Raw genomic sequence first — 14,655 nt, 5'->3', positions numbered from 1 at the left:
GACGGGCGCCTACTTCCGCATCACGACGGGTTCGTGCCGGCGCAGCAGCCGGGAGACGAGGTAGCCGAAGGCCACGGAGAGCACGACCAGCATGGCCACGTTGAGCAGCCACACGCCGGCCGAGTGCTCGAACAGCGGATCGTCGGCGAGGTCGCCGGGCACGATCCGGGACAGCCCGACGGTGCCGGCCATCGCGCCGAGCGCCCACCGCGAGGGCACTAGCCAGGACAACTGCTCCAGGCCGGGCACGCCGTGCAGCTTGAGCAGGGCGCCGCAGAAGACGACCTGGACGATGGCGAGCAGCACCAGCAGCGGCATCGTCACCTCCTCCTTGCGCACCAGCGCGGAGACGACCAGGCCGAGCATCATCGCCGTGAAGGCCAGCAATGCCACGGCGACGGTGATTTCGACAAGGGGCGGCATCAACACGCCTTCGCCACCGGGGGCGTTGAGATCGACGCCGAGCAGCGCGACCAGGGTCAGCACGATCGCCTGGAGCACGGTGATCGTCCCCAGGACCACCACCTTGGACATCAGGTACGCCGATCTGGACAGGCCGACGGCCCGCTCCCGCTGATAGATAACACGCTCCTTGACGAGCTCGCGCACGGCGTTCGCCGCGCCGGTGAGGACGCCGCCGACGCACAGGATCAGCAGCGCGTTCATCGCCGTCTCCTGGGTCAGCTTGCTGCCCGCCAGGGCGCGGGCCATGGCGCCCATCACGAACGGCAGGGCGATCATGATCGCGAGGAAGGTGCGGTCGGCGCCGAGCGCGGTGGCGTAGCGGCGGATCAGCGTGCCGAGCTGGGCGCCGCGGCTGCGCGGCCGGGCCGGCGGGGCGATGACGACCGGGCCGGTGCGGTGCTGCCGGGGCTGTCCGGTCGCGTCGGTGATGTACTGCTGGTGGAAGAGCGAGGTCCGGTAGTCGCCCGCCCAGTCCCGGTCCTGATCGCGTTCGAAGGCCTCGAAGGCCTCCGGCCAGTTCCCGAAGCCGAAGAAGAGCAGGGCCTCCTGGGGTGTGCCGTAGTAGGCGATCCGGCCGCCGGGCGCGAGGACGAGGAGCCGGTCGCAGACGTCGAGGCTCAGCACGCTGTGGGTGACGACGATGACGGTGCGGCCGTCGTCGGCCAGGCCGCGCAGCATGTGCATCACCGAGCGGTCCATGCCGGGGTCGAGCCCGGAGGTCGGTTCGTCGAGGAACAGCAGCGACGGCTTGGTCAGCAGCTCCAGGGCGACGCTCACCCGCTTGCGCTGCCCGCCCGACAGGCTGTGCACGGGCTGCCCGGCGCGCTGCTCGAGGCCCAGTTCGCGGATCACCTCGTCGACCCGGGCCCGGCGCTCGGCCTTGGCGGTGTCCTGGGGGAAGCGCAGCTCGGCGGCGTAGGACAGGGCGCTGCGGACGGTGAGTTGGGCGTGCAGGATGTCGTCCTGCGGGACCAGGCCGATGCGCTGACGCAGCTCGGCGTAGTCGCGGTAGAGGTCGCGGCCGTCGTAGAGGACCGTGCCGTGATCGGCGGGGCGCTGTCCGGTCAGGGCGTTCAGGAGCGTGGACTTGCCGGCGCCGCTCGGGCCGACGACGGCGAGCAGGCACTTCTCCCCCACCGGGAAGGAGACGTGGTCGAGCAGGGTCTTGCGGCCGTGGTCGACGGCGACCGCGAGGTCCTGCACCTCCAGGGAGATCTCACCGGTGTCGACGTACTCCTGCAGCTGGTCCCCGACCAGGCAGAACGCGGAGTGGCCGATGCCGACGATGTCGCCGGGGCCGACCGGTGCGCCGGTGACCCGGCTGCCGTTGAGGTAGGTGCCGTTGTGGCTGCCCAGGTCGGCGATCTCGTACGTCCCGTCGGGCAGGGCGCGCAGTTCGGCGTGGTGGCGGGAGACGATCAGGTCGTCGATGACCAGGTCGTTGTCGGCGGCGCGGCCGATGCGGACGGTTCGGGCGGGCAGCGGGTGGACGGTGGTGGGCCGGCGGAAGGTGCCGGTCAGGCCCGGCATCGAAACGGCCGAGACGGCCGAGGGGCGCTCGGGCGCGGCCGCCGGGGCGGGCCGGTTGTCGAGCAGCACCGCGCGGGGGCCGTCGGAGGGGTTGCCGAAGCGGATCACGGTGCCGGGGCCGACGTCCCAGGCGTGGACGCGGTGGCCTTCGGTGTAGGTGCCGTTCGTGCTGTTCTCGTCCTCGAGGGTCCAGTGGTCGGCCTCGGGGCGCAGCACGGCGTGGTGCCAGGAGACGCGGGCGTCGTCGATGACGATGTCGCTGAGCGGGTCGCGTCCGACGTGGTAGTCACGGCCCGGGGTCATCACGGTGGAGCCCGACTCGGTCTCCACGACGAGTACGGGCGCAGTCGGTGCGACCGGTCGCTCCGCCATGCCAGGATTCTATCGATCTGTCCATGTATGCGCCTGCCTGCGCCCAGGGCCGGGAGACCTCGCGACAGCGGGTCAGGCGACGGGTACGACCAGCGCCGGGATGGTCCGCTGCATGCGCAGCGCGTCCACCGACTCGGCGAGCAGCTCGTACTCGGTGGTGTCGTCGCTCACGGCGATCCGCACCAGGTGCCCGGCCGCCAACTCGTCGGCGACCAGGTCCTGTTGGCCGACGTCGCCGCACCAGGCGCGCAGCACGGCCGGTACGTCGAGCAGGGTGTCGGCGACCGGGACGAGCGCGCCCGGCGGGAAGTGCTCGGCGTCGGGTTGCGGGTCTAATCGCTCGGCGATCCAGGAGGCACGGTCGCGTAACCACCACAGGGCCAGGGCCAGGGTGGGCGCCCGGTAGGTTCCCAGGGGTACACCGATGCGCCGGCCTCCGCAGACTCCGTATGCGGTGACATGGCACAGGAACTCGTCGTGCACGTAGCCTCCCCCGCGTTGCCGTGTTCGCCTGCCGGCGGGCCTCGCTTTCCATGCGGCTCGTGAGCGGTGTGTAAGGGCGCCGTCGCCCCATGTGAGGCTCCCTCGTAGTGAGTATGTTCACTACTGAAACACTGTCACCACGACTTTCCGGCCAGTCTCCTGGCATATTCACAGCCCATGTTGGCCGAAACGCGACGGGGACACGTCAACGCCGCTTTTCATTACCCCACGGGTAATCGAACTTCCCGGCGAGTGCGGGCATCGTTGCGGTCACCGGGTCACCGCGACCGGGATCCGGTTCCCGCCGCCAGTGCCGACCTCATCGGAGGCTGATCGACCATGCCCGCGTCCACCGACCGTTACGAGATCGCCGTTGCCCGCTACTTCGAGGCCTGGAACGCCCGCGAACCCGACGCCCTGTCCCGGGCGGTCGCCACCGCATGGGCCCCGCTCGGCAGCTACACCGATCCCCTGTCCGACGTGCGCGGACACGAGGGGATCGTGGCCGTCGTCGCGGCCGCGCACGCGCAGTTCCCCGGCTTCGTCTTCCGCCTCACCGGCTCCGTCGACGGCCACCACGACACGGCACGCTTCTCCTGGGAGCTGGTGAGCGAGACCGACGGGGCGGCGCCGGTGGCGGGGTCCGATGTGATCACCCTGGACGCCGAGGGGCGGATCATCTCCGTCCTCGGATTTCTGGACCGGGTGCCCGCCGGGACGTGAGCGATGAATTCCGCGCCGTGCGGCGGTCTTGACCAGTGAAGGCCGGGAGAGGCCGGGAAAAGACCGCCGCGAACGGAGAACACCATGACCCCCAGCGGAAAAGTGGACGCGGAATTCACCGCCGTCCTGCGCAAGAGCCCGAGCAAGGGCGGCTGGACCTATGTCGTCTGGCCGGAGTCCGCCGACTTCTTCGGGACCCGCGGACTGGTCAAGATCCGCGGGACCGTCGACGGACATCCGTTCCAGAGTTCGTTCATGGCCCTCGGAGACGGCACCCACAAGCTCCCCGTCAGGGCCGATGTACGCAAGGCCATCGGGAAGCAGGAGGGCGACCGGGTGACCGTTCACCTGACGGAACGGCTCAGCCCTTGATCACCGCGACGGAACGGCTCAGCCCTTGATCACCGTGACCGAACCGCTCAGCCCTTGATCACCGCGTCAATCCGGGCCAGCTCCTCCGCGTCGAAGTCCAGGTTGCGAGCAGCGGCGACGCTGTCCTCGATCTGCTGCGCGCTGCTCGCGCCGACCAGCGCGGAGGTCACCCGGCCGCCCCGCAGGACCCAGGCCAGGGCCAGCTGGGCCAGGGTCTGACCGCGGGACTTGGCGATGTCGTTGAGCTCGCGCAGCTTGCCCACCAGCTCCGATGTGAGCGCGTCCGAGTTCAGGAACGGGCTGTCGCTGGCGGCCCGCGAGTCCTCAGGGATGCCGTCGAGGTAGCGGCCGGTCAGCACGCCCTGCTCCAGCGGGGAGAAGACGATGGAGCCGACCTGGAGCTCGTCCAGGGCGTCGAGGAGACCCTCGTCCTCGGGGCGGCGGTCGAGCATCGAGTAGCGCGGCTGGTGGATGAGGAGCGGGGTGCCCAGCTCGCCGAGGATGCGGGCGGCTTCGCGGGTCTGCTCGGCCGAGTAGTTGGAGATGCCGACGTACAGCGCCTTGCCCTGCTGAACCGCCGAGTGCAGCGCGCCCATCGTCTCCTGCAGCGGAGTCTCCGGGTCGGGGCGGTGCGAGTAGAAGATGTCGACGTACTCCAGGCCCATCCGCTTCAGGCTCTGGTCGAGCGAGGACAGCAGGTACTTGCGCGAGCCCCACTCGCCGTACGGGCCGGGCCACATCAGATAGCCGGCCTTGGTGGAGATGATCATCTCGTCCCGGTACGGCGCGAGGTCCGTCCGCAGTGCCTCGCCGAACGCCGTCTCGGCGGCCCCGGGCGGCGGGCCGTAGTTGTTGGCGAGGTCGAAGTGGGTGACACCGAGGTCGAAGGCGCGGCGCAGGATGGCCCGCTGGGTCTGGACCGTGCGGTCCGCCGGGCCGAAGTTGTGCCACAGGCCGAGCGAGATCGCAGGGAGCTTGAGGCCGCTGCGTCCGGTGCGCCGGTAGGGCATGTCCGCGTAGCGGTCGGTGTGTGCGGTGTACAACGCGACTCCAGAGGGGTTGGCAGACGGGGGACGGCTCCGAAGAGCCGGTAATCCAGTCGGCATCCACTCTCCCGTGACCTGCGGGCAGTGGTCCAACAGGTAAATCCGATGGGATTCAGCGGTTACGCTGCTCAATCATGGAACTGCGCCATCTCCAGCACTTCGTGGCGGTCGCCGAGGACCAGCACTTCACCCGGGCGGCCGAGCGCCTCATGGTGTCCCAGTCGGGCCTGTCGGCATCGATCCGGGCACTGGAACGGGAGTTGCAGACCCCGCTGTTCGTGCGGACGACCCGCCGGGTGACCTTGACCCCGGCCGGCCGTGCCCTGCTGTGCGAGGCGGAGCGGATCCTGGCGCAGGTGCGGGCTGCCCATGAGGCGGTGGCAGCGGTGCAGGGCGTGCTGCGCGGGATGCTGGCGCTCGGATCGGAGCAGTGCATCGCCGGGGTGCATGTGGCGGGGCTGCTCGCGGCCTTCCGGCGCCGGCATCCGGACGTGGAGATCTGCCTGCGGCAGGCGGGTGCGGGCGCACTCGCCGAGGAGGTCGCGGCCGGCCGCCTTGACCTGGCCTTCGCCGTGCGCACTGCCGAGGAGGACACCGACCAGCTGCGGGCCGTGCCGCTGACCGGCGAGCCGATGACCGTCCTGTGCCATCCGAGCCACCCGCTCGCGGCCGCCGGCGCCGCGGTCACTCCGGAGGAACTGGGCGGGGAGGTCTTCGTCGACTTCCACCCGGACTGGGGGCCGCGCCGCACGACGGACGCCGTGTTCGCCGCGGCGGGCGTACGGCGGTCGGTCGCCCTGGAGGTGAACGACGTGCACAGCCTCCTGGACCTGGTGGACGAGAACCTGGGCATCGCGGTCGTACCGCGCCACTTCCGGGAGAAGCGGCGGTCACTGACCGCCCTGCCGGTGAAGGGCACCGGCGAGACCGTCTACCAGACGGTCGCCCTGCTGCCGCCCGCGCAGGCCACCAGCCCGGCGGCCCGGGCGCTGATGACCCTGCTGGAAACGGAAGGCGCGTGAGGCGCGAACAGAAGGCGCGGGACGCACGGGTGCGCGATGGTGGAGCCATGCATGCCAAGGACATCCTCATCGACGGATTCAGCCGTATCCAGGAAGAAGTCCACGCCGCCGTCGAGGGCCTCGACCCCGACGACCTGCACGCCCGCCCGTCCGCCGGCGCCAACTCCATCGCCTGGCTGGTCTGGCACCTCACCCGCGTCCAGGACGACCACATCGCCGACGCCTTCGATCTCGACCAGGTCTGGCTCACCCAGGACTTCCAGAAGACCTTCGGGCTCGACCTGCCGCGCCACGACACCGGCTACGGTCACACCGCCGCGAAGGTCGCCAAGGTGCGGGTCGACTCGGGCGACCTGCTGACCCGCTACTACGACGCCGTGCACGCCCAGACCCTCGGCGCGCTGCGGGAGGTGGCCGCCAAGGATCTGGAGCGCATCGTGGACGAGCGCTGGGATCCGCCGGTCAGTCTGGGCGTGCGGCTGGTCAGCGTCCTGTCCGACGATCTGCAGCACGTCGGACAGGCCGCCTATGTGCGAGGGCTCCTGCAGAACTCGTAGCCCCCGGGCCGCTTCAGAGCGCGGCCGCGTAACCCGGCAGCACGACGTCCTCGATGAGGGCCTTGCGCTCGTCGAACGGGATGAACGCGCTCTTGAGGGCGTTCACGGTGACCGTGCGCAGGTCCTCGACCGTCCAGTCGGCCTGCTCCACCAGCAGCGACATCTCGCGCGTCATCGTCGTCCCCGACACCAGACGGTTGTCGGTGTTGAGGGTGACGCGGAAGCCGAGGTCCTTCAGCGCGGTGACCGGGTGCTCGGCGATCGAGGTGGCAGCGCCGGTCTGAAGGTTGGACGTCGGGCACATCTCCAGGGCGATACGACGGTCACGGACCCAGCCGGCCAGGCGGCCGAGCTTGCCGTCCACGATGTCCTCGGTGAGGCGCACGCCGTGGCCTATGCGCTGGGCGCCGCACACCTGGAGCGCCTGGTGGATGCTGGGCAGGCCGTGCGCCTCGCCGGCGTGGATGGTGAACGGGACGCTCTCGCGGCGAAGGTGCTCGAAGGCGTCGAGGTGGTCGGCGGGCGGGAAGCCGTCCTCGGCACCGGCGATGTCGAAGCCGACGACGCCGGCGTCACGGAAGGCGACGGCGAGGTCGGCGGCCTCGCGGACGCGGTCGAACATCCGCATGCCGCACAGCAGGGTGCCGACCCGGACGGGCGTCCCGGCGGCGGCCGCCTTGGCCATACCGGCGGCGAGGCCCTCCTGGACGGTCTCCACGACCTCGCCCATCGTCAGCCCGCCCCTGGTGTTCAGCTCGGGGGCGTAGCGCACCTCGCCGTAGACGACGCCGTCCGCGGCCAGGTCCAGGACGTACTCCTCGGCGGTGCGCAGCAGGCCCTCGCGGGTCTGCATCACGGCGAGGGTGTGCTCGAACGTGGCGATGTAGCGCACCAGGTCGCCGGAGTTCGCGGCCTCGAAGTACCAGGTGGCGAGCTCGTCGGGGTCGGTGGTGGGCAGGGTGTGGCCGACCGCGTCCGCGAGCTCGATGACGGTGGCGGGGCGCAGGCCGCCGTCGAGGTGGTCGTGCAGGACGGCCTTGGGGAGGCGGCGGATCAGGGCGTCATCTACGCGCGTAGCAGTCATGGTGTGGTCCGTGGTCTTTCTTCGAGCGGGGCGATTCGAGCGACGGGCGGAGGTTCAGCCGGCGGGCTGGAGCAGGTCCCAGCGGTTGCCGTACAGGTCCTGGAAGACGGCGACCGAGCCGTACGGCTCGTGTCGGGGCTCCTCCAGGAAGGTCACGCCCGCGGCGAGCATGCGGGCGTGGTCGCGGGCGAAGTCGTCGGTGTGCAGGAAGAACCCGACACGCCCGCCGGTCTGGTCGCCGACCCGGGCCCGCTGCTCGTCGCCGTTGGCCCGGGCCAGCAGCAGCGAGGTGCCCTCGTCGCCGGGCTGAACGACGACCCAGCGGGAGCCGTCCGGGCGCGGGGTGTCCTCGACGAGCCGGAAGCCGAGGGCTTCGGTGTAGAAGCGGATCGCCTCGTCGTAGTCGTCGACGACGAGGGTGACCAGGGCGATGCGTCTCATCGGGGCCTTCCGGGAGGTGCGATTGACCGGAGAGGTTATACGTAAAACTTCACCGGCGCCAGTCGCCTCCGACAGAGGCGCCTGGTCCTAGGACTCGGGCCGCACCCGAGACCGGGCCCAGGCCCGATCCGCACCGTCGGCGCTCCCGATACCGTCCCGGCCATGAAGATCACCGAGCAGCCCCGCAGCCCCGGACAGCGCAAGCGCGATCTCCTGGCCCGCCTGGAGAAGGAGATGGACATCTGGGTGGCCACGGCCGACGCCGGCGGGCTGCCGTGCCTGGTCCCGCTCTGGTTCCTCTGGGACGGCGATTCCGTGTGGCTCGCGACCCGGCCGACCACCGCGACCGGCCGCAACCTCCGGGACGGCAGGCGGACTCGGCTGGCGCTCGGGGACACCCTGGACGTCGTCCTCATCGACGGCCGGGCCGAGATGTACGGCGCCGACGAGGTACCGGCAGCGGCGGCCGAGGCGTTCCTCGCGAAGACCGGCTGGGATCCCCGGGCGGACGAGGCCCCGTACGTCTATTTCCGGGTACGTCCGCGCACGGTGCAGGCGCGGAACGGGGAGCACGAGATGCCCGGCCGGCATCTCATGCGCGAGGGCGTATGGGTGGTCTGATCCCGGTGTACCGCTGCCGGACATTCTTTCCCTGCACGGGAGTTACCTGAGAGTAATCTGTGGTGGTTTGATGTGCGGCGCCACTCAGCCCCTCACCCTCAGGGAGATCCAGTGACGCTCTCAGCACCGCGCCGCACCCCGGGCGCAGCCGTGCTCGCCCTCGCGCTCGCCACGACCGGGCTCGCGGGTGCGGCACCCACTGCCGCGGCCGCCGACCAGGCACCGCCGCTGCGGGTGCTGTCGTACAACGTGTTTCTCTTCAGCAGGACGCTCTACCCGAACTGGGGCCAGGACCACCGGGGCGCGGAGATCGCGAAGGCGCCCTTCTTCCGGGGGAACGACGTCGTGGTGGTGCAGGAGGCGTTCGACAACTCGTCGTCGGACGCGCTGAAGTCCGCGGTGGCGGGCGAGTACCCGTACCAGACGCCGGTGGTGGGGCGGACCAAGGACGGCTGGGATGCGACGGGCGGTGCGTACTCGGCGACGACGCCCGAGGACGGCGGGGTCACGGTCCTCAGCAAGTGGCCGGTGCTGCGCAAGGAGCAGTACGTGTACAAGGACGCGTGCGGGGCGGACTGGTGGTCCAACAAGGGCTTCGCGTACGTCGTGTTGAACGTGAACGGCACCAAGGTCCACGTCGTCGGCACGCACGCGCAGTCGACGGATCCGGGCTGTGACGCCGGTGAGGCCGCCGCGATGCGCAGCCGGCAGTTCAAGGCGATCGACGCGTTCCTGGACGCCAAGAACATCCCGGCGAGCGAGCAGGTCCTGGTCGCCGGCGACCTGAACGTCGACTCGCGTACGCCCGAGTACGCCTCGATGCTCACCGACGGGGGGCTGGTGGGCGCCGACGCGCGCACCGGGCATCCGTACTCCTTCGACACGCAGGACAACTCCATCGCCCACGACCGCTACCCCGACGACCCCCGCGAGGACCTGGACTACGTCCTGCACCGAGCGGGTCACGTTCGTCCGGCGGTGTGGAAGAACGAGGTCGTCAAGGAGGAGAGCGCGCCCTGGACGGTGACGAGCTGGGGCAGGGACTACACGTACACGAACCTCTCGGACCACTATCCGGTGACCGGGTACGCCGGCTGAGCAGCCGGGCGAAGGCTCCGGCTCAACCGGTCTGCCGACGGGCCGCGTCGAGCCGGGCCAGCTCGTCGTCGGTGAGGCGGAGCGCGCCCGCGGCCACGTTCTCGACGAGGTGGTCGGGGTTGCCGGTGCCGGGGATGGCGAGGACGTGCGGACCCTGGTGCAGGGTCCAGGCGATACGGACCTGGGTGGGGCTCGCGCCGTGCGCCCGGGCGACCGCGAGTACCTCCTCGTCGTGGGCGGTGGTCGCGCCCCGTTCGCCGGCCTCGCCGGCCACGGCGTAGAACGGCACGAAGGCGATGCCCTGCTCGCCGCACAGGCGCAGGAGTTCGTCGGCCTCGGGGTCGGGCCGGTCGAGCGCGTACCGGTTCTGCACGCACACCACGGGCGCGACGGCCTGCGCCTCGGCGAGATGCCGTGGCTCCACGGCGGAGATGCCGAGGTGCCGGATCAGGCCCGCCTCGCGCAGTTCGGCCAGTGCGCCGAAGTGCTCGGCGATGGAGTCCTGCCGCATGCGGCGCAGATAGACGACGTCCAGGTGGTCCCGGCCGAGTTGGCGCAGGTTCTCCTCGACGTGGCCGCGCAGTTGGTCGGGGCGGGCCGAGGCGCCCCACTGCCCGTCGTGGTCGCGGTAGGGGCCGACCTTCGTGGCGATGACCAGGTCGTCCGCGTACGGCGCCAGCGCGCTGTTGATGAGTTCGTTGGCCGAGCGCAGGGCGGAGAAGTAGAAGGCGGCCGTGTCGATGTGGTTCACGCCGAGTTCGATCGCCTTGTGCAGTACGGCTGTCGAGCGGTCGCGGTCGCTCGGGGTCCCGTGGTGGAAGGCGGCACTGCCCGTCAGCCGCATCGCGCCGAAGCCGACACGGTTGACGGGCAGGTCGCCGAGCTTCCGGCTTCCCGCGGCGTCCGCGGTGATCGTTGCGGAGGTCATCGGCGGAGTCTCGCACATGTCGCGGGACGCATGGTCGTCAGCGGTAGTTGCCGCCCGTGGCGGTGCCGACGCTCTCATGCCAGTGCGTTCACCGCCGCCGCGAAAAGGCGTGGCAGGCGTGCGGCCGTGGGCACGATGTGTGCGGCGAGTGCGGGCTGCTGACGGGCCCTGACCAGGAGCTCCGTCAGGAGACGGTGGGAGCGGGTCGCTCGTCTCCAGTCGGTCTCGTAGCGGCTCGGCGTGCCGCGGCACACGTTGCCGATCAGCGCCTCGGCGCCGGCGAGGGCGAGGGAAACGCCCTCGCCGGTCAGCGCGTCGATGTATCCGGCGGCGTCGCCGACGAGCAGGACGCGTCCGTGGGCGCGGGTGCGGGCCCGCTGGCGCAGGGGTCCGGCGCCTCGTACGGCGGTGGCGGCGGCTTCCGGAGGGAGGCGGGCCGCCAGGTCGGGGAAGCTCTCGAGCTGGGTGGTGAACGGGGCTCGCCGGGCCGTCAGCAGGGCGACGCCGATGAGTGCGGGGCCGAGCGGGGTGACGTACGCCTCCGCGTGCGCTCCCCAGTACACCTCGACGTAAGGCGACCATGGGGCCACCGCGTAGTGCCGGCGCATCCCGTATCGGGGTGTCCCGCGGGTCTTCGCCCCGAGGCCGAGGCTGCGGCGCACGGGTGAGTGCAGGCCGTCCGCGGCGACCAGCCACCGGGCGCGCAGGCCCGTGCCGGGGACGGTCACGCTCGAGGTGTCCTGCCGTACTTCCCGCACCCGCAGGGGTAGTACCGGCACCCCCGCGTCCAGGACGGCCCGGTGCAGGGCGCTGTGCAGGTGGGTGCGGCGCGCGCCGAGTCCGGGCCCGTGGCGGAACGCGGCCTGGACCCGTCGGGGCCCCTGGATGTAACGGATGCCGGTGAGGGGGTGGCCCGGGATCTCCAGGCCGAGGGCGGTGAGGGCGCGGACGGCGCCGGGCATCAGCCCCTCACCGCACGCCTTGTCGACCGGCGCGGGGCGGGGCTCGGCGATGACGGTGTCGAGGCCGGCGCGCGCGGCGTACAGGGCGGTCGCCAGGCCGGCGGGCCCGCCTCCGACGATCAGGAGGTCGTGGCAGCGGCTCACGCGGTCGCCGCCCGGGTGAGGGCCGCGTTCTCGCAGCGGACGCGGATCGTGAGGAGCACCGCGTTGGCGAGGGTGAACGCCGTGGCGGTCAGCCAGGCGGAGTGCACCAGGGGCAGGGCGGCGATCTCCACGACGACCGCCAGGTAGTTGGGGTGGCGCAGGAAGCGGTAGGGACCATTACCGACCAGGCGCGCTCCCGGAACGACGATGACCCGGGTGTTCCAGTACGGTCCGAGTGTGGTGATGCACCACCAGCGCAGGGCCTGGGCCGCTGCGGCGAGCGCCAGCATGGGCCAGCCCAGTGCGGGCAGGAACGGCCGGTCGGCGAGGACGGGTTCGAGCAGACAGCACAGGAGCAGGCCGGTGTGCAGGACGACCATGACCGGGTAGTGGCCACGGCCGTGCTCCACACCGGCGCGGGCGAGTGTCCAGGCCGCGTTGCGCCGGGCGACGGCGAGTTCGGCGAGGCGTTCGGCGGCGACGGCCAGGACGAGCAGCGTGTACCACGGCATGGGGAACATGAGGGCCACCCACTCACCAGCGCAGCAGGACGAGTTCGGAACAGAATCCGGGGCCCATCGCCATGAGGAGCCCCCATGTACCGGACTCGGGCCGACGGGAATCCCACGTGTTCCGCAGGACGTGCAGTACGGAGACGGAGGACATGTTCCCCGCCGTCGCCAGCGAGCGCCACGCGGAGTCCAGGGCGTCGCCGGGCAGGCCGAGGGAGTCGGTCACGGCGGTGAGGACCCTCGGGCCTCCCGGATGGCACAGCCAGGTCCCGATGTCGTCGGTGGTGAGGCCGTGTTCGGCCAGGAAGGCCCGCACGTGCCGGCCGAAGTGGTCCCGCACGATGGCGGGAACACCGGCGTCGATCACGACGCGGAAGCCGCTCCCGGTGATGTCCCACCCCAGGAGCCGTTCGGTGTCCGGGTAGAGGCGGCTGCGGGTGGCGACCACCGAGGGCCCGATTGCGTGCGGCCCGCTCCTGCCGCCGCGACTGCCGCTGCCACGTGCGACGAGCACTGCCGCACCGTCACCGAACAGGGCGCCGGCCACGAGGTTGGCGCGGGAGTCGTCGCGCTTCTGCAGCGTCAGCGAGCACAGTTCGACGGTGAGCAGCACAGCGGTGTCCTCGGGATGCCCGCACAGGTAGTCATGCACCCGGGCGAGGCCGGCGGCGCCCGCCACGCAGCCCAGGCCGAACACCGGAAGCCGTTTGACGTCGGGCCGCAGTCCGATGCGCCCGGCCAGCCTGGCGTCGAGCGACGGGGCGGCGACCCCGGTGATCGAGGTGCACACCAGGAGGTCGACATCGGCCGGTCGGAGCCCCGCCTCCGTCAGCGCGGCGGTGAGGGCCTCCTCGGCCAGTTCGAGGCCCACCGCCATCCAGGCGTCGTTGCTCTGGCCGAAGTCGCCGAGAGCGGCGTACCGCTCGATCGGCAGGGCGAGGTGACGCGTGCGCACACCGGCGGACGCGTGCAGGCGGCGCAGCACGGCGCGATCCGCCCCCGGGGGCAGGCACAGGTCGCCGATCGGCTCGGTGAGGTCGTCCTGGGTGTATCGGTGCGGCGGCAGCGCGGTGCGGACGGCGGTGATCGTGGTCACCGCCGGGGGCAGGGGCGTCCGGCGCCGCGCAGTGGGCCGAGCAGGGGGATGATCGACGATCACGGGGACACGCATGTCGTTCATGCCTTCCTCGCCTCGGGCACCCGACTACCTTGCACACGTGTCTCTCCACCCGTCTGGGGTTCTCTCTCGTACGAGCCACCGCCTGCCGGTGCTGCTGCGCTCCTGCCATCCGGAGCCCGCTCTCGCCGTGACGGTGTTCGTGACCACCCTGGCCGTGACGGCGGGCCGCGGTGCGGCAGGGGCCGCGGCGGTGGCCGGGGCCGTGCTGGCCGGTCAGCTGTCGGTCGGCTGGTGCAACGACGCGCTCGACGCGCAGCGTGACACGGCATGCGGGCGCCCCGACAAGCCGGTGGCCACCGGCGAACTCACGCCCCGGACGGCGGCTCTCGCGGCGGGAACGGCCCTGGGAGTGTGCGTGCCGCTGTCGCTGCTGAGCGGCGTCGCCGCAGGAGCGGCACACCTGGCGGGGGTGGCCGCCGGCTGGGTCTACAACCTGCGGTTGAAGCACACGGTGCTCTCACCGCTGCCCTATGCCGTGGGTTTCGGCTCGCTTCCGGCCTTCGTCACCCTCGGTCTGCCGACGCCGTCCTGGCCCGCCTGGTGGGCGCTGACGGCGGGCGCGTTGCTGGGCGTGGGGGCGCACGTGGCGAACGTCCTTCCTGACATCGAGGACGATCTCGCGACCGGAGTCCGCGGGCTGCCGCAGCGGTTGGGCCGCCCGGCCTGCCGGTGGGTGGCCCCCTTCGTCATGCTGGCGGCCGTGGGCGTGGTCGCCGCCGGTCCGCCGGGGCCGGCGAGAGGCTCGGACTGGGTACTGGCGGCCGCGGCCGGGAGTGTCGCGGTCGCGGGTACGGCGTTGCCGTCGGGGGCCCGGAGCCGGTGGCCGTTCCGGGCGGCGATCGCGGTGGCCGGCATTGCTGTGGCTCAGCTCCTGCTGCGGGGCTCGGGCATGGCCTGAGCCGCACCCGGGCACTGGGACGGGTACGGCCTGCGCCCGTCGGAGCGTGCCGGGGACATGGGCGCAGGAAGTCACGGGGCACCTGCGGCGCGCACCGCAGGCGTGTCTCGCATCGTCGACGTGTGCCGGGCAGGACGGCGGCATTGAGCCATCCCGCGAGACGCGCCGACCGAAATGATGCCTGAACCCACGCCCGGGCTGGGTTAGCCTCGTCTTC

Annotated in this window: 16 protein-coding genes; 7 read left to right on the top strand and 9 right to left on the bottom strand. The window is 71.6% G+C overall.

Going from position 1 to position 14,655, the window contains the following annotated elements:
- Nucleotides 1-9: 9 nt before the first annotated feature.
- A complete protein-coding gene (locus ACZ7L6_RS09695; protein WP_471921633.1) occupies nucleotides 10-2,367 on the bottom strand; it encodes an FHA domain-containing protein in 2,358 nt (785 codons plus the stop codon).
- A 72-nt stretch (nucleotides 2,368-2,439) separates the two neighbouring features.
- Complete coding sequence (locus ACZ7L6_RS09690; protein WP_471921631.1) at nucleotides 2,440-2,850, bottom strand: hypothetical protein; 411 nt, start codon at nucleotides 2,848-2,850, stop codon at nucleotides 2,440-2,442.
- A gap of 339 nt (nucleotides 2,851-3,189) precedes the next feature.
- Between ACZ7L6_RS09690 and ACZ7L6_RS09685 the strand changes: the two genes are divergently transcribed.
- On the top strand, nucleotides 3,190-3,573 hold the full coding sequence (locus tag ACZ7L6_RS09685; RefSeq protein WP_471921629.1) for a nuclear transport factor 2 family protein: 384 nt from the start codon (nucleotides 3,190-3,192) through the stop codon (nucleotides 3,571-3,573).
- A gap of 84 nt (nucleotides 3,574-3,657) precedes the next feature.
- Nucleotides 3,658-3,945, top strand: a complete 288-nt coding sequence (locus ACZ7L6_RS09680; RefSeq protein ID WP_471921627.1) for a DUF1905 domain-containing protein — start codon at nucleotides 3,658-3,660, stop codon at nucleotides 3,943-3,945.
- Between the two features lie 47 nt (nucleotides 3,946-3,992).
- Here the strand turns inward: ACZ7L6_RS09680 and mgrA are convergent, their stop codons facing one another.
- On the bottom strand, nucleotides 3,993-4,988 hold the full coding sequence (mgrA, locus tag ACZ7L6_RS09675) for an L-glyceraldehyde 3-phosphate reductase (protein ID WP_471921625.1): 996 nt from the start codon (nucleotides 4,986-4,988) through the stop codon (nucleotides 3,993-3,995).
- Nucleotides 4,989-5,125: 137 nt separating this feature from the next.
- Between mgrA and ACZ7L6_RS09670 the strand changes: the two genes are divergently transcribed.
- Complete coding sequence (locus tag ACZ7L6_RS09670; RefSeq protein WP_471921623.1) at nucleotides 5,126-6,013, top strand: LysR family transcriptional regulator; 888 nt, start codon at nucleotides 5,126-5,128, stop codon at nucleotides 6,011-6,013.
- 47 nt (nucleotides 6,014-6,060) lie between these two features.
- Nucleotides 6,061-6,570 carry a mycothiol transferase gene (locus tag ACZ7L6_RS09665; protein WP_471921621.1) on the top strand — a complete coding sequence of 170 codons (510 nt, stop codon included), beginning with the start codon at nucleotides 6,061-6,063 and terminating at the stop codon, nucleotides 6,568-6,570.
- Nucleotides 6,571-6,583: 13 nt separating this feature from the next.
- On the opposite strand, the gene ACZ7L6_RS09660 is transcribed toward ACZ7L6_RS09665, so the two are convergent.
- Both ACZ7L6_RS09660 and ACZ7L6_RS09655 read right to left on the bottom strand, forming a co-directional pair.
- Entirely contained in the window at nucleotides 6,584-7,654 is a 1,071-nt protein-coding gene (locus ACZ7L6_RS09660) for an adenosine deaminase (RefSeq protein WP_471921619.1), read from the bottom strand.
- 54 nt (nucleotides 7,655-7,708) lie between these two features.
- The gene (locus ACZ7L6_RS09655) at nucleotides 7,709-8,095 is read right to left on the bottom strand and encodes a VOC family protein (RefSeq protein WP_471921617.1); all 387 of its coding nucleotides are present in this window, start codon (nucleotides 8,093-8,095) and stop codon (nucleotides 7,709-7,711) included.
- A 162-nt stretch (nucleotides 8,096-8,257) separates the two neighbouring features.
- On the opposite strand from ACZ7L6_RS09655, the gene ACZ7L6_RS09650 reads away from it, so the two are divergent.
- Complete coding sequence (locus ACZ7L6_RS09650) at nucleotides 8,258-8,716, top strand: pyridoxamine 5'-phosphate oxidase family protein (protein WP_471921615.1); 459 nt, start codon at nucleotides 8,258-8,260, stop codon at nucleotides 8,714-8,716.
- A gap of 111 nt (nucleotides 8,717-8,827) precedes the next feature.
- Nucleotides 8,828-9,814 carry a sphingomyelin phosphodiesterase gene (gene sph / locus ACZ7L6_RS09645; RefSeq protein ID WP_471921613.1) on the top strand — a complete coding sequence of 329 codons (987 nt, stop codon included), beginning with the start codon at nucleotides 8,828-8,830 and terminating at the stop codon, nucleotides 9,812-9,814.
- A 22-nt stretch (nucleotides 9,815-9,836) separates the two neighbouring features.
- Here the strand turns inward: sph and ACZ7L6_RS09640 are convergent, their stop codons facing one another.
- The 4 genes from ACZ7L6_RS09640 to ACZ7L6_RS09625 are packed head-to-tail and all read right to left on the bottom strand — an operon-like array spanning nucleotide 9,837 to nucleotide 13,456.
- Complete coding sequence (locus ACZ7L6_RS09640) at nucleotides 9,837-10,760, bottom strand: aldo/keto reductase (RefSeq protein ID WP_471921611.1); 924 nt, start codon at nucleotides 10,758-10,760, stop codon at nucleotides 9,837-9,839.
- 56 nt (nucleotides 10,761-10,816) lie between these two features.
- Nucleotides 10,817-11,848: an NAD(P)/FAD-dependent oxidoreductase gene (locus ACZ7L6_RS09635; protein ID WP_471921608.1), complete on the bottom strand. Its 1,032-nt coding sequence runs from the start codon at nucleotides 11,846-11,848 to the stop codon at nucleotides 10,817-10,819.
- A complete protein-coding gene (locus tag ACZ7L6_RS09630) occupies nucleotides 11,845-12,360 on the bottom strand; it encodes an isoprenylcysteine carboxyl methyltransferase family protein (protein WP_471921827.1) in 516 nt (171 codons plus the stop codon). Before ACZ7L6_RS09630 ends, ACZ7L6_RS09635 begins: the two co-directional genes overlap by 4 nt.
- Before the next feature lie 22 nt (nucleotides 12,361-12,382).
- Nucleotides 12,383-13,456 (bottom strand): type III polyketide synthase, encoded by a 1,074-nt coding sequence (locus tag ACZ7L6_RS09625; RefSeq protein ID WP_471921825.1) that lies wholly within the window; start codon nucleotides 13,454-13,456, stop codon nucleotides 12,383-12,385.
- A gap of 121 nt (nucleotides 13,457-13,577) precedes the next feature.
- On the opposite strand from ACZ7L6_RS09625, the gene ACZ7L6_RS09620 reads away from it, so the two are divergent.
- A complete protein-coding gene (locus ACZ7L6_RS09620) occupies nucleotides 13,578-14,438 on the top strand; it encodes a UbiA family prenyltransferase (protein ID WP_471921605.1) in 861 nt (286 codons plus the stop codon).
- The last annotated feature ends 217 nt before the right edge of the window (nucleotides 14,439-14,655 follow it).

It is taken from the genome of Streptomyces sp. NPDC107522 (assembly GCF_055657525.1).
This window is presented reverse-complemented; position numbering and strand designations above follow the sequence as displayed.